Origin of the sequence: Streptosporangium longisporum, assembly GCF_039534895.1 — a bacterium.
Classification (GTDB): domain Bacteria; phylum Actinomycetota; class Actinomycetes; order Streptosporangiales; family Streptosporangiaceae; genus Streptosporangium; species Streptosporangium longisporum.
In genome coordinates, this window is the sequence record NZ_BAAAWD010000026.1 from 39,863 (window position 1) to 58,218 (window position 18,356).

Annotated in this window: 13 protein-coding genes; 6 read left to right on the plus strand and 7 right to left on the minus strand. The window is 74.3% G+C overall.

Annotation, left to right across the window (positions count from 1 at the left end; all coding sequences use genetic code 11):
* Window positions 1–88: 88 nt before the first annotated feature.
* From ABD832_RS37495 to ABD832_RS37505, 3 genes are all read right to left on the minus strand, one after another.
* Window positions 89–1,093 carry a DUF1702 family protein gene (locus ABD832_RS37495; protein WP_344905999.1) on the minus strand — a complete coding sequence of 335 codons (1,005 nt, stop codon included), beginning with the start codon at window positions 1,091–1,093 and terminating at the stop codon, window positions 89–91.
* 104 nt (window positions 1,094–1,197) lie between these two features.
* The gene (locus ABD832_RS37500; protein WP_344906002.1) at window positions 1,198–1,674 is read right to left on the minus strand and encodes a hypothetical protein; all 477 of its coding nucleotides are present in this window, start codon (window positions 1,672–1,674) and stop codon (window positions 1,198–1,200) included.
* Window positions 1,674–2,237: a hypothetical protein gene (locus tag ABD832_RS37505; protein WP_344906005.1), complete on the minus strand. Its 564-nt coding sequence runs from the start codon at window positions 2,235–2,237 to the stop codon at window positions 1,674–1,676. The genes ABD832_RS37500 and ABD832_RS37505 overlap by 1 nt, the downstream gene beginning before the upstream one ends.
* 532 nt (window positions 2,238–2,769) lie before the next feature.
* On the opposite strand from ABD832_RS37505, the gene ABD832_RS37510 reads away from it, so the two are divergent.
* Window positions 2,770–4,311: an acyl-CoA carboxylase subunit beta gene (locus ABD832_RS37510; protein WP_344906101.1), complete on the plus strand. Its 1,542-nt coding sequence runs from the start codon at window positions 2,770–2,772 to the stop codon at window positions 4,309–4,311.
* 150 nt (window positions 4,312–4,461) lie between these two features.
* Complete coding sequence (locus tag ABD832_RS37515) at window positions 4,462–5,466, plus strand: hypothetical protein (protein WP_344906008.1); 1,005 nt, start codon at window positions 4,462–4,464, stop codon at window positions 5,464–5,466.
* A 103-nt stretch (window positions 5,467–5,569) separates the two neighbouring features.
* On the opposite strand, the gene ABD832_RS37520 is transcribed toward ABD832_RS37515, so the two are convergent.
* The gene (locus tag ABD832_RS37520) at window positions 5,570–6,925 is read right to left on the minus strand and encodes an extracellular solute-binding protein (protein ID WP_344906011.1); all 1,356 of its coding nucleotides are present in this window, start codon (window positions 6,923–6,925) and stop codon (window positions 5,570–5,572) included.
* Between the two features lie 264 nt (window positions 6,926–7,189).
* Here ABD832_RS37520 and ABD832_RS37525 point away from each other — a divergent pair, with 264 nt between their 5' ends.
* Window positions 7,190–8,743, plus strand: coding sequence for an FAD-dependent oxidoreductase (locus tag ABD832_RS37525; RefSeq protein WP_344906014.1), 1,554 nt, complete (start codon window positions 7,190–7,192; stop codon window positions 8,741–8,743).
* 351 nt (window positions 8,744–9,094) lie between these two features.
* Here ABD832_RS37525 and ABD832_RS37530 read toward each other — a convergent pair whose 3' ends face one another.
* Window positions 9,095–10,009 carry a winged helix-turn-helix transcriptional regulator gene (locus tag ABD832_RS37530; RefSeq protein ID WP_344906017.1) on the minus strand — a complete coding sequence of 305 codons (915 nt, stop codon included), beginning with the start codon at window positions 10,007–10,009 and terminating at the stop codon, window positions 9,095–9,097.
* Between the two features lie 716 nt (window positions 10,010–10,725).
* Here ABD832_RS37530 and ABD832_RS37535 point away from each other — a divergent pair.
* Window positions 10,726–11,979, plus strand: coding sequence for a helix-turn-helix transcriptional regulator (locus ABD832_RS37535; RefSeq protein WP_344906019.1), 1,254 nt, complete (start codon window positions 10,726–10,728; stop codon window positions 11,977–11,979).
* On the opposite strand, the gene ABD832_RS37540 is transcribed toward ABD832_RS37535, so the two are convergent.
* Both ABD832_RS37540 and ABD832_RS37545 read right to left on the minus strand, forming a co-directional pair.
* A complete protein-coding gene (locus tag ABD832_RS37540; protein ID WP_344906021.1) occupies window positions 11,909–12,730 on the minus strand; it encodes an alpha/beta fold hydrolase in 822 nt (273 codons plus the stop codon). The genes ABD832_RS37535 and ABD832_RS37540 overlap by 71 nt on opposite strands.
* Before the next feature lie 35 nt (window positions 12,731–12,765).
* Window positions 12,766–13,530: a 4'-phosphopantetheinyl transferase family protein gene (locus ABD832_RS37545; RefSeq protein ID WP_344906025.1), complete on the minus strand. Its 765-nt coding sequence runs from the start codon at window positions 13,528–13,530 to the stop codon at window positions 12,766–12,768.
* A gap of 681 nt (window positions 13,531–14,211) precedes the next feature.
* On the opposite strand from ABD832_RS37545, the gene ABD832_RS37550 reads away from it, so the two are divergent.
* Together ABD832_RS37550 and ABD832_RS37555 are read left to right on the plus strand one after the other, a co-directional pair.
* Entirely contained in the window at window positions 14,212–16,983 is a 2,772-nt protein-coding gene (locus ABD832_RS37550; protein WP_344906028.1) for a helix-turn-helix transcriptional regulator, read from the plus strand.
* A gap of 217 nt (window positions 16,984–17,200) precedes the next feature.
* Entirely contained in the window at window positions 17,201–18,145 is a 945-nt protein-coding gene (locus ABD832_RS37555; protein WP_413224648.1) for an alpha/beta hydrolase family protein, read from the plus strand.
* The last annotated feature ends 211 nt before the right edge of the window (window positions 18,146–18,356 follow it).

Genomic DNA, 18,356 nt, shown 5'->3' on the forward strand with positions numbered 1-18,356 from the left:
GGCGCGAATTCGGCCCACATCGGACGCCGACACGCGCTCCGGTACGGACCCGGCGCGGGCCGGACGCGGGTACGGTGCGGGACGGGGCTCAGCGCGGGGTGCGGGCGGTGTCCCGGAAGTGGGCGTGCACGCGACGGCGCCACAGCTCGTAGGGGACCTCCCGGCCCGCCACGGCCGCCGTCCCGTACTCGGCCACCCCCGCGTCGGCGAGCGCGGCGGCCGACTCGACCGACAGGTCCGCCAGCACCGCCGCGGCCGTCTCGGTGTGCGCGGGCACCGGCCCCGCGTGGTGGCGGGCCTTGACCGCGAACACCGCACCCTGGGCGAGCTCCGGCCGGTACTCCCCGGCCGCGTGGCGCAGCGCCGCCAGCCCCTCGGCGTCGCAGCCCCCGGCGAAGGCCGCCGCCAGCCCGGCGCCGCTCCACAGGTCGGCCCGGCGGTGGGAGGCGAACCGCTCCACCGCCGAGGCGACGGCGTCCGGCCGTGCCCCGTGCACGAACCACAGCGCGCGGCCGATCCCCTGGTCGACGGCCCGGGGGAAGTACTCCGGCGCCCCGGCCCACGGGTACGGCTCGGGCACCCGCTGCTCGCCGATCCAGCGCCGCGTGTCGAAGTAGGCCCGGTCGAACCCGTAGCCGTCGACCGCCAGCCAGGTCATCGTCGGGTGGTACGGCGAGCCGTCGATGTCGGGGACCACCTTGCTCCACAGCGGCCGGGGAAGCCTGGCCATGGCGAAGCCGATCCCGATGTAGGCCAGGAAGAGGTGCGGCGCTCCCGCCCCGAGCAGCAGGTCCCGGGTGCGGGTCCCGCGCCCGGGCCCCATGGCGTCCAGGACGGTGAAGGCCATCGTCACCCCCTCGTACGCGAAACCGCGCAGTTCCGGGTCGACGAGGTCCACCCGGCGCTCGACCTCCCACGGTTCGCGGCAGTCGATGCCCCACTCGAATCCGCAGACGACGCTCTGCGGGATCATCTCCAGCCGCCGCGTGGTCTCCGAGGGGGTGACGGGGAAACCGCGCCTTTCGAAGGTCACGTCGCGCAGCGAGGGGGTCAGCAGGAGCCTGCGCAGGGATCCGAGAACGGTCGGCATCATGCCTCCTTCACAACCGGACGGCCCGCCACCGGACGGATCGCCGATGGCGACCCAGCGATCGTCGTCCGCCGGGCCGCCGGCGCGCATCTCGCAGACTGCGCGGGTCACGCCCCGCGCCGGGCCCGCACGAAGGGGTGGGCGAGGAGGCCGAGACCGGCCGCCAGCAGCAGCGCGGTGAACACCCACTCGCGCGAGCCGCCGGGGCCGTACACCCGGTACGGCCGTCCCACGTCGACGGCCGCGGTCACCTGCCCGGGACGCAGCGACTCCCGGTCGCTGCCGTACAGCGCGACCCCCCGCCGGTGGATCGTGCCGTCACCGGAGCGGAACTCCCCCGTCCACGTGCACGACTCGTGCCCGGGGTGCCGCACGCAGGTCACCTCCCGGGCCGTGAAGTGGCCCGCGACGCCGTCGGCCCGCGCGGCCCGCAGGGCGGGGCCGATACCGGGCACCGTCAGGTAGAGCAGGAACACCCCGACCAGCGCCGTGAGCACGCCGAAGGCCGAGAGGCGCCCGCTCCCGGACGCCGGCGGGCGCACCTGGCCCGGCGCCGGGGGGCGTCCGCGGGTCGCGGTGCTCATCACCCGGCCTGTACCGCGCAGGCGCACCGCATCAGGGAGCGCTCGGCGGGACGGGGCCTACGGTGCATGATCATCGCGACCACCATGGGCGCGAAGACCACCGCGTTGTAGAACAGGTGGAGCTCCATGCGGGGGAAGGCGAGCTGGAGGATGCTGACCGGGGTGGGACGGCCCAGCAGGTGGGCGCCGGTCAGCGCCTGCAGGAGCAGCAGCAGGTGCTCGAAGTGGTGCCAGACCTGGATGCCGAGCGCCACGTTCCACCACGTGCGGGCCCTGCCGGTGAAGCCCGTCCGCAGCAGGAGGAAACCGGCCAGCATCAGCAGCGCGTAGCCGTAGTGCATCCACTCCGAGGTGACCAGCCAGGGGAACGGCACCCCGAGCACCCCGCGGGCCTCGGGGAGCGGCCAGCCCAGCACGTACACCTGGACCGCCTGGGCGAGGTGCTCGGCCCAGTGGGCCACGACCACCACCATGAACGCGCCCAGCGCCACCCTGTGGTACTCGGCGTTGAGACTCGCGAGCCGTCCTGCGGGACGGTTCACGAGAACCGAGTGAGACGTCATGCGTCGACCTCCGTCCGTGTCGCGCCGGGCGGCCCGTCCGATCCGCGGGCCGCGGCGCCTCGCCGATCCATCGCCTGGGATTGTGGGCCGCCCCGTACGGGCCGACAACTTCCCGCGTGCCGAACCCGGGCCGCCTCCCGCGGCTGAGCATGCGCCGAGATGCCCGGCCCGCGCGGGACGGCCGATGCTGGGGACGCCCGGGACGCCGCAGGCAACCGAGGAAGGAGTGCCCCCGATGACCGTCTCCGAGGTCGATCTCGCACCTGCCGCCCGTCCGGCCGGACCCGGCGTACGGCCGGACGAGCCCGCCGCGCGGCCCCCCGGGAGACCGGCGAACGGAAGACCCGCCACCGGGACACCGGCCGGCCGCACCCCGGACGACGGGACGGTGGGCCACGGGACGGTGGGCGACGGGACCCCGCAGAACGGCGTACCGGTCAACGGGACGGCGGGCGACGGGACGGTGACGAACGGGCAGCGCTCCGGGCGGGTGAGCGCGGACGGCGCGGCCACGGACCCGCTCCCCCGCTCGATGCCGCTGCTCCGCCGGCGGCACCGGGAACTGCGCGACGGCATCGTCGCCGGCCGGGGCGAGGCCGTCGCGCGGCAGCACCGCCTCGGCAAGCGGACCGCCCGCGAGCGGCTCGGCCTGCTGCTGGACGAGGGATCCTTCACCGAGATCGAGATGTACCGCCGCCGCCGGGGGCAGGACCCGGCCGGGCGTGACGACCGGCCGTACACCGACGGGGTGGTGGCGGGGTCCGGCACGGTGGACGGCCGCAGGGTGTTCGTCTACGCCCAGGACTTCACGGTCTTCGGCGGATCGCTCGGCGAGGCGCACGCCGCGAAGATCCACAAGGTGATGGACCTGGCGCTGGCCACCGGGTCACCGCTCATCGCGCTGAACGACAGCGGCGGCGCCCGCATCCAGGAGGGCGTGACGGCCCTCGACGGCTACGGGGGCATCTTCCGCCGCAACGTCGCCGCCTCCGGCGTGATCCCCCAGATCAGCGTCGTGCTGGGCCCGTGCGCGGGCGGCGCCGCCTACTCCCCCGCGCTGACCGACTTCACCTTCATGGTGCGCGACACCGCGCAGATGTACCTGACCGGCCCGGACGTCGTCGCCGCGGTCAGCGGCCGGCGCGTCACCCACGCCGAGCTCGGCGGCGCCGAGGTGCACGGCGGCAGCTCGGGAGTGGCCACGTTCGTCCACGACGACGAGGAGAGCTGCTTCGACGACCTGCGGTACCTGCTGTCGCTGCTGCCCTCCAACAACCTGGACCTCCCGCCGGCCGGGCCGTCCCGCGGCGCCACCGAGGACCTGCGGCCCCGCCTGGCCGAGATCGTCCCGGTGGAGCCGAACAGGCCGTACGACATGGGGGAGGTCATCGCGGAGCTGGTGGACGACGGCGAGTACCTGGAGATCGGCGAGGGCTGGGCGAAGAACGTCGTCTGTGCCCTGGCGCGCCTCGACGGCCGGGTGGTCGGCCTGGTCGGCAACCAGCCCCGGACGCTCGCCGGCGCGCTCGACTCCGCCGCCTCGCAGAAGGCCGCTCGGTTCGTCCGGTTCTGCGATGCCTTCGGGATCCCGCTGGTGACCCTCGTCGACGTGCCCGGCTTCCTGCCCGGCGTCGACCAGGAGCACTCCGGGATCATCCGTCACGGCGCCAAGCTGCTGTACGCCTACTGCGAGGCCACCGTGCCGCGCATCCAGGTGATCCTGCGCAAGGCGTACGGCGGCGCCTACATCGTGATGGACTCGCGTTCCATCGGCACCGACGTCTCCCTGGCCTGGCCGACCAACGAGATAGCGGTCATGGGCGCCGAAGGCGCGGTGAACGTGATCCACCGCAGGGAACTGGCCGCCGCCGAGGACCCGGTGGCGCTGCGCGCCGAGCTGGTGCGCGAGTACACCGAGCGGCTCGTCCACCCGCACTACGCCGCCGAGCGAGGGCTGGTCGACGACGTCATCGACCCCGTGGAGACCCGGGCCGTGGTCGCCCGGTGGCTGGCCGCCCTGGAGGACAAGCGCGCGGCCCAGCCGCAACGCAAGCACGGCAACATCCCCCTTTGATCCGCACCGGACCACCGGTGCCCCCGCCCTCGCCCTGCCCTCGCCCCGCTCGCGTCCGGCCCGGGTGCCCCGCGGCCCGCACCCGGGCCGGGTCCCCACGGCCGGGCCCGTCCCGCCCTGTCCGAGAACCGCTTCGAAGGGAGCACGACCGTGTCGACCACCTTCCCCACGTCCACCACGTCCCCCACGTCCAGACCACCCGGGCAGTCCGGGCAGTCCGCCACGCCGGAGCCGTCCGCCCCGCTCCCCGCCGGGCCCGCCGTCCGGCGCCCGTGGAAGGTGGTCCTGCTCAGCGCGCTGGCCGGGTTCCTGCTCACCGTCGTCTGGTCGGCCGAGTTCGTCGACCACGCGATCGGCGGGACCGTCGCCGACGCCGTCCTCGGCCGCGACGCCGACGCCACCCCGATCACGGGCCTGCTGTCCGGGATCGCGTTCGCGTTCGCCACCGGCCTGGCCGGTACGTTCACCGCCTGCAACATCGCCGCCCTGGGAGCGGTCGCGCCGCTGCTGGGCGCCGGGCGCCCGCTGAAGGCCCGGCTGCTCGGGACGCTGCGCCCGCTGGGCTGGCTGGCGGCCGGCATGCTGACCGTCTCGGGGATCTACGGGATCGTGGCCGCCCTGGCCGGTACCGGCATGCCGCAGTTCCTCACCACCCCCTCGGGCCCGGGGATGTCCCCCCGGCTGGTCCAGGCGATGGTGGTCTTCGGCGTGATCGGCCTGATCCTGCTCTACCAGGGGCTGGCCGCGCTGGGCCTCGTCCGGGACCCGCTGGAGCGGATCTCGCGCCGCTTCCCCCACGCCCGCATGGTCGTCATGGGCGCGCTGATCGGGGCGTTCCTCGTCGGCCGGCCGTTCGGCCTGTTCCGGCAGCTGTTCCGCGACACCGCCGAGAGACACGACCCGCTGTACGGGGCGCTGGCCTTCATGCTCCAGTCGGTCGGCAACATCGTGGTCGTGGCGGTGCTCTTCCTGATCCTGGCGCTCGGCACGGGCGGGCGCGCGCACCGCTGGCTGACCGCCCGGCCCGGCCGGATCGCGGTGGTCACCGGGGCGGCGTTCATCGTGGCGGGCGTCTTCACCCTGCTGTACTGGGACGTGCGGATCCTGGCCCGCCGGGAGATCATCCCCTGGTACCCGATGGCCCCCTGGGCGTGACGGGCGGCCTCACCCGCTTCCCGTCCTCGGCCTGTACGGCCCGCGGCTCCGTCCGGCCCTCGGTGAGGGTGCCGGACGGAGCCGCACGACGCTCCCGGGAGGGTCAGTCGATGACCAGGCGCCGGGGCGTCCGGGGGGTGGGCCCGTCGCAGTCGGCGTTGTAGTCGTCGAGCGCCCGCTGCGCCTCCTCGGTGGCGCGGACGAAGCGGGCGGCCGGGTCGGCGTCCCCGGTGAGCACGTCCTCCATGGCCCCGGTCAGGGCGGTGTGGATCGCGGCGACGTCACCGACCAGCGGGCCCAGCGCCGCCGGCGAGCAGTCCGACGCCCGCAGCTGCTCGACCGCCACGCGCTGGTGCGGGTGCTCGTCGAACCAGCCCTCCTTCTCCAGCAAATCGGCCGAGGCGCCGGTGACCGGGACGAAGCCGGTGGCCCGGTGCCAGGCCGCGGCGTTGGCGGGAGAGGCGAGGTACTGCATGAACGCGAGAGCCCCGTCCCGCCTGGCCTCGTCGAGGCCGTCGGCCAGCCACAGGGAGTCGCCCGAGACCGCGCTGCCCACGTACGGGACGTCCCCGTTGTACGGCATGCGGCCCACCGCCACCTCGAACCCGGCCGCCGCACCGGCCCCGACGATCTCCTGGGCGGACTTGGAGGAGTCGAGGAGGAACGCGACCCGCCCGCCGGCGAACGCCTGGAAGGTGCCCATCCAGTCGGCGACGGCCCCGGTGTGCAGGTAGTACCCCCGCGCGTGCATGCTCCGCCACCACTCCACCCAGGCCAGCATCTCCTTGGAGGCGAGGTCGACGGTCCGTGCCCGCCCGGAGCGGCCGTTGTCGTTGTCGGCCAGCGGGCCGCCCTGCGCCGCGAGCGCCTGCTGGAACAGCCAGCCGTGGTCGGCCCAGGTGACGGCCGGGCCCCCGCGCAGCCGGGCGACCGCCGCGCACGCCTCCTCGACCTCCTCCCAGGTCCGCGGGATCCCGGTCACGCCGGCCTCGGCCAGCAGCGTGCGGTTGGCGTAGAGCAGGAACGTCGTGGCGCTCACCGGCATGGACAGCAGCTCCCCGCCCCGCGAGTGGTGGGCGCGGACGGCGGGGATCAGGTCGTCGACCACGACCGGCTCGCCGAGGATCTCGGTGCGCCCGCCGATGGCCCGGCCCACGGGCGTGAACAGCGGCCGGCCGTCCGGGCCGAGCGTGTCCAGGGCCGTGCGGCCAGCGCTCGCGTAGTAGCCGGCGACGTCCGGCGGGGTGCCGTCCTCGACGGCCCTGGCGACCTCCTGGGCCATCGCCGGGAACGGCACCTCGCGGATGACGACGCGGTACTCCGGGTGCGCCACGCCGAACTCCTCCGCCCTCCTGCGCACGGGTGCCAGGAAGTCCTCACCGTCGTAGGTGGGGAACGGGTAGTCGGCGAGCCAGACGTTGATCTCGATTGTGTCCGCCGATGCGCGGGACTCGGCCATGGGTCCTCCATTCGAACGGCCGCGGTCATGTGCGGGCCCGGGCCGTCCGTGGTGCCGGGCCCCGCCGATCCAGGCCACACCGGCGCGCGCCGTCGTTCAACTTCCCCGTTGCCGTGCCGCCGCGCCGCCCGGCCACCGGCACGTCAGGAGATGCGGCACGCCCGCGCCCGGTGTGACGATGCCTTCGCCGAGGTCTCGCCATCCCCTGTCATCGGCGTTCACCTCTGTGTGCCCTTTATCCCTGCGTCATCGGAGGCGACAGCGATGAGCGATCATATCGGAAACCGCGCGGTGGTGCTCGGCGGAGGAATGGCGGGGCTACTGGCCGCGCGCGTGCTCTCCGAGGCGTACACCGACGTGCTCGTGGTGGACCGCGACACCCTGACGGGGGTCACGGGCCCGCGCCGCGGCGTCCCCCAGGGGCGGCACGCCCACGCGTTGCTCGCGCGCGGCCAGCAGATCCTGGAGGAGCTCTTCCCCGGGCTGGGCGACGAGTTCGCGGCGGCCGGGGTGCCCGCCGGCGACCTCGCGGGCGACCTGCGCTGGTACTTCAACGGCCGCCGGCTCCGTCCGGCCCGCAGCGGCCTGATGAGCGTCTCGGCCACCCGCCCCGTGCTGGAGGCCCGCGTCCGCGCCCGGGTGGCCGCCCTGCCCAACGTCGCCTTCCTGGAGCGGCACGCCGTGCTCTCCCTGAGCAGCACCGCGGACGGGGGGCGGATCACCGGCGTGCGCGTGGCCGCCGAGGACGAGACCGGTCCGGGACGGGTGCTGGAGGCCGACCTGGTGGTGGACGCCACCGGACGGGGCTCACGGACCCCGGTCTGGCTGGAGGAGCTCGGCTACGACCGCCCCGGCGAGGAGCGCGTCAAGGTCGGCCTGGCCTACACGACCCGCCACTACCGCCTCTCGTCCGACCCGTACGGCGACGACCTGTCCATCAACCCCGTCGCCTCGCCGGCGAACCCGCGCGGCGCGTTCTTCCCCCGGTTGCACGACGGCAGCTCCCAGCTCTCGCTCACCGGCATCCTGGGCGACCACCCGCCGACCGACCCGGACGGCTTCCTGGACTTCGTCCGGTCGCTGTCGGCGCCCGAGATCTACGAGGCGGTCCGGGACGCCGAACCGCTCGACGACCCGGTGACCTTCCGCTTCCCGGCGAGCGTGCGCCGCCGCTACGAGCGGCTGCGCCGCTTCCCCGAGGGCCTGCTGGTGATGGGCGACGGGGTGTGCAGCTTCAACCCGGTGTACGGCCAGGGCATGACCGTGGCGGCACTGGAGGCGATGGTCCTGCGCGAGCACCTGCGCCTCGGCGTGCCGCCGCGTCCGCAGCGGTTCTTCCGCGACATCTCCCCCGTCATCGACGTGCCCTGGGAGATCTCGGCGGGCGGGGACCTCGCCTTCCCCGGGGTGGAGGGCCCGCGGAGCCTCAAGACCCGGCTGGGCAACGTCTACATGAGCCGCCTGCACGCCGCGGCCGCCCGCGACGGGGACGTCACGGAGGCGTTCTTCCGGGTGGCCGGCCTGGTCGACCCCCCGCAGAGGCTCTTCCGCCCCGGGCTGGTGCTCCGGGTGCTGCGCAACTCGCGGGACCGCACCGCGGAAGACCGGACGGCGGTGGGCCGCACGACAGCGGACCGTGCGGTAGCGGACCGTGCGGCGGTGAGCCGTACGACGGGGACCGGCGGTGCCGGTGGAGTCGGCGGCACCGCCGAGACCGTCGGAGCCGTCGATGCCGGTAGCGCCTCCGGGACCGGCGGTGCCCGCGACGGTGCCCGGACGGCGGACCGGATGGCCTCCTCGGGCGGCACCACGGGGTGACCACCCCGGTACACGGGTCCGCCCGGCCGGAGCGATCCGGCCGGGCGGACCCGCCGCCGTCCGCGTGCCGCTCCCCCTGCCCCCACGACCGAGGACGCGCAGGAACGAGGACACGTACGAACAGGGACGCGCACGAACGAGGACGTGCACGCATCTTCCCTGTCCGCACGACCGAGGACACGAGCGAATTCCCCGGACGCGCACGAACGAGGGCACCGCCGGAGAATCTCCGGCGGTGCCCTGGAAGCGTGCGGGTGCGGTGCGGTCTACCCCGGACCTGAAAGGGTGCGGTGTCCTCGGACCTGGAAGCGTGCGGGTGTGGTGCGCCGGGGAAGCGCGGTCCGGCGCGGGTCAGGAGCCGACGAGAGAGGGCTCGGGACGGAAGGTGAAGATCTCCACGAAGCGGGTCATCAGGGCGGGGTCGCCGGTGATCCGGAGGGTTCCGTTCTCGATCGCCTCGGCCGGGTCGATCTCACCGGCCATGAGCGCCCGGAGCAGCGGGCCCGGCTCGACGACGAGGTCGGCACCGGGAAGGGCACCCTCGCCGACGCTGAGGACGCCGTCCTCGATGCGCGCGTGCAGCACCATCTCACCGAGGCGCAGCTCGTACCCGGCCGTGAGGCCGCGGGCCGCCTCGGGGTGGAACGTCGTCCGCAACGCCATGATCATCGAGTTCACCGTCACGACGTCCTCCGGCCGGGGCTCGCCGAGCGACCGGGCGCCCCACCGGCTGAGCTCGACGACGGCCCGCTCCAGCTGGCCGCCGTACTCGGTGAGCTCGTAGACGGGTGCGTCCGCGTCGTGGCCGTCCACCGGCTCCGAGGCCCGGCGCCGGACGACCCCGGCGTGTTCGAGCTCCCGCAGGCGGACGGTCAGGGTCTCGGCCGGCATCCGCGGCAGCCCCCGGCGCAGCTCCGGCAGGCTCTTGGGACCGGTGAAGAGGTCACGGACGATCAGCAGCCCCCAGCGCTCGCCGACCATCTCCAGCGCGCGGGAGAGCCCGCAGAACTGCCCGTAGGAACCCCGGGTCACGGTCTGGAGCTCGGACAGGACGCCCTCCAGGTCGACGACGGAACCGAGCGGGCCGATCTCCGCGAGCAGCGCGTCCGCGTCGTCCGGGACGGTGCCCGAGGCGGTACCCGGGGCAGTACCCGGGACGGTGCCCGCCCGCTCCCGGGACGGCCGCGTCGCCGTGAGCCGGAAGCGGTCTCCCGCGATCGTCACGCCCTCGGGGTCGACGACCATCCTCCATCTGGCCTCGTTCATGTCCCGCCCTCCACCCTTCCGTTCTCGCACCGATGCACATTTCCGCACGTTTGACTCGGTGATGCGTGGAACCGACCGGGCGGTGCCCTTCCCCAGGGCCGGACCGTCTCCCGGTCATTCTTTGGTCTTCGTTACGAGAGTGTCCGAAGAAACGTCCGTGCGGTTCTCGGGTTGCCGCTTCATCGTCATGGAGGTGCATTTCCCCGGCATCTCCTGGCTTGCCGAGCCGGAACCGCCGGGCGCGCGTTTCTTCTGGATTGCCGGAACGGTTTCCCGCGTTGACGTCCGGTCCGGGGGGCGTGCTGTAATGGTTCCGCGGCAACTGGCGCAATCATCATCGTGACGGCGGGGATCGTACCCGCGACATCAGGCGCCACGATTCCCGCGGCCGATTCCCCGCCCGTTGCGGGGAATCGGCCTGGGGAACCGGCGGGGCGCGAGCGGCGCACCGGCCCGCCGAAGGGCGCTCACAGGCGTTCCCGCCGTGAGACGCCCATCCGTGGAAGGAGGAACCTCCATGAGCGAGCGTCGGCCCGGTCCCTCCGGGCCCGTCCGGAACGGCTCCGCACGGAATCGGGCGGCACGGCCGTGGCACCGGTCTCCCGCGCACCGCACGCGCCGCGCGCACCGCGCGGGCCTCTCGTGAGCCGCCGGCCGGAGTTCGGGACCACGCCATGAGCCCCCTCACCCGCGAAGACCGTGACCACGCCGGATCCGTGACCGAACCCGTGCGGCACCGGCCGGTGATCCGCGAGCATCGCCGGAGCGGTCCGCGGACCGTGCCGGGCGAGACGCCCCCGGGCGGCCCGCGCGAACGGCCCGGCCCGGTGCCCTCCGCCCCACGACCCGACCCGGACAGAAGCGCCGCGTGGCCCGACCGGGAGGGGACCGCCGCGCGACCCGACCGGAACGGGACCACCGCGCGTCCCGACCCGGACACGACCACCGCGCGGACTCCGGACGAGAACAGGACCGCCAGGTGGACGTCCGCCTTCTCCGCCCTCGGCATGACCGCCGAGGCCGAGGAGGTCTACCGCTACTTCCTGCGGCACCCCGGCGAGGACGTCGACGCGGCCGGGCGGGCACTCCCCCTCGGCCCGGAGGCGGCCGAGGCGGCGGTCGCGACCCTGCGCGCGCTCTCGCTGCTCGACGTGTCCGACCGGCACCGGGTGGTGGCCACCGAGCCGCAGATCGGGATCGAGCGGCTGATCGAGGCACGCCTCGACGAGCTCAACGCGGAGATCCGCCGCGTCCTGGCGACGCGCGACTCCATCGCCTCCTTCTTCGAGGACCACCGGTGGGGCGAGGCCCCGGCGACCGCGCTCATCGAGCGGGTCGAGGGGCTGGAACGGGTCCGCCGCAAGCTGGACGACCTGTCCTTCTTCACCCACGAGGAGACCCTCTGCCTGCACCCGGGCGGACCGCTGTCGGACGCGGCCATCGAGACGGCGCGGACGCTGGACACCCGGTCGCTGCGGCGCGGCGTGACGGTGAAGTCGATCTACCACCCCCGGGCGCTCCGCCACCCGGCGATGGCCGCGTACGTGCGGGACGTCGTCGACCTGGGAGGGCTGGTCCACGTCACCCAGGAGCCCATGGACCGCATGGTGATCTTCGACCGGAGCGTGGCGGTCGTCCCCATGGACCCCCGGGAGAGCTCCCGGGGAGCGCTGCTGGTGCGCGAGCCCGGGCTGGTCTCCCGGCTGGCCACCCACTTCGACGGCCTCTGGCAGGCCAGCGAGCCTCCCCGCGACCTCGCCGGGCCGCGCCGGGAGCTCCCCGCCCTGTCGGACCTGGAGAGACGCGTGCTGTCCGCGCTCGCCACCGCCGACAAGGACGAGGTCGCGGCCCGCCAGATGGACGTGTCCGTCCGCACCTACCGCCGCTACGTCGCCGACCTCATGGCCCGCCTCGGCGCGACCAACCGCTTCCAGGCGGCGCTGCGGGCCAAGGAGCAGAACTGGATCTAGGCCCGGGACCGGCGCCCGGGTGCTCCCCGGGCGTCTGCCCGGCGACCTCGTCCAGGATCACGACCAGCTCGTCGGGCGCCGAGACCATGGGCCAGTGCCCGGTGTCGAGGGTCCGGAAGGTCCACGCGGGCTCGTCCCGCATGGCCTCGACGTCCGGGGAGAGGTTCTCGCCGAAGTGGTCCTGCAGGCACACGACGTAGGTGGCCCGCCGCTCGGACAGCGGACGCCGCAGGGTCACGGGCTCGGACACCGTACGCCCGGGATGCCCGACGAGGCGCCCGGCCAGCCGCCGGGCGTCCTGTTCGGACAGGTCCTGTCCCTCCGCGACCTCGGAGACGTCGGGAGGCGGCCAGCGGCCCCCGCCCTCCTCGATCAGGCTCAGCTCCCCGGCACGGATGCTCTCGGGGAAGGTGTGCAGGACCGACCGGCCGTCGTGCGGCAGGAACGCCTCCACGAACACGGTGTGGGCCACCAGCCCGGGTTCCCGCTCGGCGACCTGACCGGCGACGACGCCGCCGTAGCAGTGGGCCACCAGGACGACGTCACGCAGCCCCTCGTCCTTCAGGACGCGTATCACGTCGTCGACGTGGGTCGCCGGGCCGACGCCGGCGGGGTCGCCCTGCCCGGGGGCCAGCCCGGACAGGGTGACGGGGTGGACCCGGTGGCCGAGATCCCTCAGCGGGCCGGTGACCCGCTCCCAGATCCAGGCGCCCGCCCACAGGCCGGGAATCAGCACGAAGTCTCTCTTCACGGTGGTGATCACCTCCTGTCAGCGAACGGCATCGGTCATCGGGCCCCCGCTCCCACCGGGGCCGGGACGGCGGTCCGGTGCAGGTCGGTGGCGTCGGACTCCGACACCGTGATCACGTGATCACCCGGCAGGAGTGCCAGGGCGCCGACGTACCCGTCGCCGGGGTCAAGCGTATGGAGTTTCACCTCGGCTGGCGAGATCTCGAGCGGCCAGGTGATCAGCGCGGGCGGCTCCAGCGGCCCGCTGACGGTGATCCGTCCCGGGGGGACCCGCAGCCCGTGCCCGGTCGCCTTGAGCGCCGCCTCCTTGCGCACCCACAGCCGCGCGAACCCCGCCCTGCGGCCGTACGGCGGGAGCACCCGCAGCGCGGCCTGCTCGGCCGGCGACATGGACGCCCGCGTGACCGGGGCCGACTCGACCGGCTCCACGTCGACCCCGACGGGGGCGGCGGGGCAGACGGCGACGGCGACGCGGTCCCCGGCGTGGGTGACCGAGACGTGCAGCGGGTCGGCCGCCCCCTCCGCGCCGAGGATCCGGGGCCGTCCGTGCGGTCCGCCGCAGTCCGGGCAGCGGCGGTGGACGGGGACGGCGCCGGGGGTGACGCCGAGCTGGGCGGCCACCACGGTCCTCAGCAGCCAGCAGGCCGTGACGAAGCGGCGCCGGTCCTCCTCGCGGTGCAGCCGCGCGGCCCTGTCCGCCTCGGTCTCGCTGAGCACGGCGGCGAGTTCCCCGACCGGCTGCGGCCGGGGATCCGCCCACCAGACATGACATTCGGAACGCCGCAGAACCGGAATGCTCATTTCGTTCCCCAAGCCAGGTGATCGGAATACAGGATGTCGCATGGCACGATTTCCGGATGCCCGGCCGAGGGGTCTTCGAGAATCGCGGACACCTCGGCCCTGATCCGTTCGACGGTGAGATCACCGTCGGGTCGTGGTCAGTCCCACGTGGTGCCGTCACCGCCCGGCAGCGCCGGCGGAATGGTCACGTTCTCCATTTCCAGCTCCAGTTCTTGATCTGTGCTCCTCTTTCCCGCACAATTGATTCTGTGCATTACCCGGCGCGCGATCCATAAAGCGTGCCGTCAGCAAGTTGCCGGACGCTGGCATGATCATGTCAACGGGAGCGCCCGGCGCGACCGGACCGCCGTGCCGGGCCCCCGGGGACGGGAAGCGCCCCGCCCGTGACGGACACGGCGAACGCGACCGGCCCGGTGAACACAATCGGCACAGCGAGTGCGACCGGCACGGCGAGCACGGCCCGCACGGCGAGCACGGCCCGCACGGCGAGCACGGAACCCTCGGGGACCACCCCCGGCACCCCCGAAACCCCCGGGCCGGTGGGCGCGGGACCCAGTGTGTATCGGTGAAATCACCGGCCTCCCCGGGCCACGGAGTGCACCGGCACAGATCTATACAGAACGGCACAGAACTCCGTCACACACTCTTTCCAGTCCCGACATGCGGGCGTAACACTGGGGCATGCCCTCACCCTCCCCGGCCTCCCCGTCAGGGGCGTTGCACGGCCGTGACGCCGAGCAGGACGCGCTGCTGCGATTACTCGACGCCGCCCGCGACGGATCCGGGGGATCCGCGATTCTGCGGGGGGCGCGGGGAACGGGGAAGAGCGCGCTGCTGGACGTCGCGGCGGATCGCGCGAGCGGGGACGGGGACAGGGACGGGTTCGTCGTGCTCAGGGTGCGCGGCACCGAGGCCGAGGCGCGCCTGCCGTACGCCGGGCTGCACGGCCTGCTCCGCCCGATCGCCGACCGGCTGCCGAAGCTGCCCGCGTCCCAGGCCGAGGAGCTGGCGCGGGCGCTGGAGCTGGGCGCGGCCACCGACGGGCTGGTGCTGCCCGCGGCGGTGCTCAACCTGCTGACGGCCACCGGCGGGCCGGTGCTGGCCTGCGTCGACGACGTCCAGCATCTCGACGCACCCAGCCGGGAGGCGCTGTTCTTCGCGGCCCGGCGGCTGGCGGGGGAACCGGTCGTGCTGCTGTTCGGGGCCGACGACGACGTCACCGTCCCCGGCGACATACCGGTGTTCGAGCTCGGCGCCCTGGACGCCGGCGCGGCCGGGCGGGTGGTGGACGACCTGGTGCCGGGCCTGCCGGAGGACGTGCGGGCGTCCCTGCTGCGGACCGCCCGCGGCAACCCGCTCGCCCTGGGCGAGCTGGCCCGCTCGCTCGGCCCCGACCAGATCTCCGGTGCCGCCGCCCCGCCCGAGACGCTGCCCAGGAACGGCAGGCTCTGGCGCGCGTACGCCGACCGGCTGGCGCGGCTGCCCGCCGGGACCGCGGACGTGCTCCTGCTGCTCGCGGCCGACCCCGACCTGGAGACGGCCACGCTGGCCGCGGCGGCCGGGCCGGAGTGCGCGCTGACCGCGCTGGAGCCCGCCGAGTGCGCCGGTGTGGTCGTGCGCGTGCCCGGGCCCGCCGGTGACCGCTACGACTTCCGCGAGCCCGCGATGCGGGCGGTGGTCTACGCCCACGCCTCCCCGGCCCGGCGCCGCGCCGCGCACCGGCTGCTCGCGGACGTGCTCGGCCGGGACGACCAGCGGCTGCGGCGCGCCTGGCACCGGGCCGCCGCCCTGGACGGTCCCGCCGGGCCGCTGGCCGACGAGCTGGCCGCGGCCGCGACGGCGGCGGGCTCCCAGGGCGGTCACCCGCCCCCCTTCCTGGCGTTCGAGCGGGCGGCCGAGCTGACCGCGCACGGCGACGTCAGGGCCGCGCGCCTGGCCGCCGCGGCCCGCCGCGCCTGGCACGCCGGGCTCCCCGGGCGCGCCCGCTCGCTGCTCACCCGCCTGAACTCGCTGACGATCTCCGACGAGGTACGCGGCCAGGCCGAGCTGATCCGCGGCAACCTGGAGCTGCGCGGCGGGAAGACCGGCAGCGCCGGGGACGACTTCATGGCGGTGGCCGAGTCGCTGGCGGACAGGGACCGCGAGCAGGCCGTCCGGGTGCTGATCCGGGCGGGCGAGGCGAGCTACCTGGCCGGTGACAACACGCGCTACCTGGACATCGCGCGCCGCGCCGAGGCCATGCGCCGCCCGGACGACCCGGCGGCCGTGCAGCTGATGTTCGAGTACCTGGCCGGTACGGCGGCGACCTTCTGCGGCCGGCACCGGGCGGCGGCGGCCCCGCTCCGCCGGGTGCTGGAGCTGGCGCCCCTGGCGCGTACCCCATCGGTGCTGGTGTGGGCGGGGGTGGCCAGCATGCTGCTCGGTGACGACGTGCGGGCGGTGCGGCTGTGCAACCGGGCGGTGGAGACGGCCCGCGCCCGCGGGGCGCTCTCCACGGTCCCGCAGGTGCTGGACTTCATGATCCAGGCCGAGATCTGGACGGGACGTCACGCCTCCATCACCGCCAACGCGGTCGAGGGGCTGCGGCTCGCCCAGGAGTGCGGCCGGCCCAACAGCGCCGGTCAGCACCTGGGGTGGCTGGCCCTGACCGCGGCCGTGGAGGGGGACGAGGAGACGTGCGCGATCAGGGCCGCGGGCGCCATCGAGCTGGCGGGTGCGCACGGACTGGGGGCGACGGAGGCGCTGGGCAACTGGGCGCTGGCCCACGCCGACCTCGCGGCCGGGCGGTACGCCGACGCGGCCAAGCGGCTGCGGGCCACCACACCCCGGGGGCAGGGCACCAGGGGCCATCTCGTGATGCAGGTGCTGTCCACGCCCCAGTTCGTCGAGGCCGCCGTGCGCACCGGTGACCGGGAGGAGGCCCGGCAGGCGCTGCGGGTGCTGGACCGCTGGGCGGGCAGCACCCGCAGTCCCGACCGGCTCGCGGTGGTGACCCGCTGCCACGCGCTGCTGGCCGCCCCCGGCGACGCCGAGGAGCGCTACCGCGCCGCCCTCGAACTGCACCGCCAGGGCTTCTCCGAGTTCGAGACGGCCCGCACCCAGCTGCTCTTCGGCAGCGCGCTGCGCAGGAACCGCCGTCCCGGCGCGGCCAGGGAGCACCTGCACAGCGCACTGGAGACGTTCGAGCGGTCCGGTGCCCGCCGCTGGGCCGAGCAGGCGCGGGCCGAGCTGCGCGGGGCGGGCGAGGCCGTGCGGACGCACCGTCCGGGCGGGGTGGAGAAGCTGACCGTGCAGCAGTACCAGATCGCGCGGATCGTCGCCGACGGCGCCACCAACCGGGAGGTGGCGGCCCTGCTCTACCTGAGCCCGCGAACGGTCGAGCACCACCTGAGGAACATCTTCGCCAAGCTCGACATCCGCTCGCGGGTGGAGCTGGTCCGTCTCATGTCGTGATCTATCCCGAATTCGCCAGTATGCGCGAGGACGGGTGATTTCACCGATGCACTCCGGGCCTGACACGGAGAAAGTGACATCTGTCAGAAACCCGAGGGGTCACCCGGTGGCGCCAGGCCGTGATCACCGTCACCGGCGGGCCGAAGCGCGACGAACGGCCGTCGCTCCGATCGCCGTATCGCCGTGGTCTCCCCCACAGGAAACGGAGTACAGCAACGTGCAGTCGTACAGCACCACCCCCCAGGTCTCCGCGCCCAGGCGTTCGCGCCGGGCGACCGTGGCCGCCACGCTGACCCTCGCACTCGCTCTGCTCGGCACCGGCGGGACCCTCGCCCCCGCCGCACAGGCCGTCGCGGCTCCCGCCGCCCAGACCGCCGCCCTGGGCCCCTACGACCGGGGTCCCAACCCGACCAACGCCATCCTCGAGGCCGCCAGGGGACCGTTCACGATCGCCGAGACCACCGTCTCCTCCCTGCAGGTGACCGGCTTCGGCGGGGGGACGATCTACTACCCGACCAGCACGAGCGAGGGGACGTTCGGCGGGGTCGCCGTCTCCCCCGGCTACACCGCGAGCAGGTCGACCATGGCCTCGTTCGCCTCGCGCCTGGCCTCCCACGGCTTCGTGGTCTTCAACATCGACACCCTCACCCGCTCCGACCAGCCCGCCAGCCGCGGCCGGCAGCTGCTGGCCGCGCTGGACTACCTGACCCAGCGCAGCTCGGCCGCCTCTCGGGTCGACCCCAACCGGCTCGGCGTGGCCGGGCACTCCATGGGCGGCGGCGGCACCCTGTCGGCCGCGAACAGCCGGCCGGACCTGCAGGCGGCCATCCCGCTGACCCCCTGGCACACCACCAAGAGCTGGACGGGCATCCGGGTCCCGACGATGGTGATCGGCGCGGAGAACGACGCGATCGCCTCGGTGAGCCAGCACGCCCGCCCGTTCTACAACAGCATCCCGGCCTCCTCGGAGAAGGCCTACCTGGAGCTGAACAACGCCGGCCACACCGCGCCGAACACCTCCAACACCACGATCGCCAAGTACAGCGTCGCGTGGATGAAGCGCTTCATCGACGACGACGTCCGCTACGACCAGTTCCTCTGCCCGGTGCCGTCGACCGGCACGACCATCTCCGCCTACCTGGGCACCTGCCCGCACTCATAGCAGGCCCGGCGCCGTCCCCCGGCGCCCGGTGAACCCGTCTTCGACCCCGGACGGCGGCCGCACCCCGCGGCCGCCGTCCGCGCGTCCGGCCCGTCCGCGTGCCCGTCCCGGTAAGGCGTCCCGCCTCTTCCGGCCACCCGCCCGCCGATCCCATCGAAGGCGGTCATACGATGGTTTTCCCCGATTGATCGGTTACTGTCGTGGGGCAATA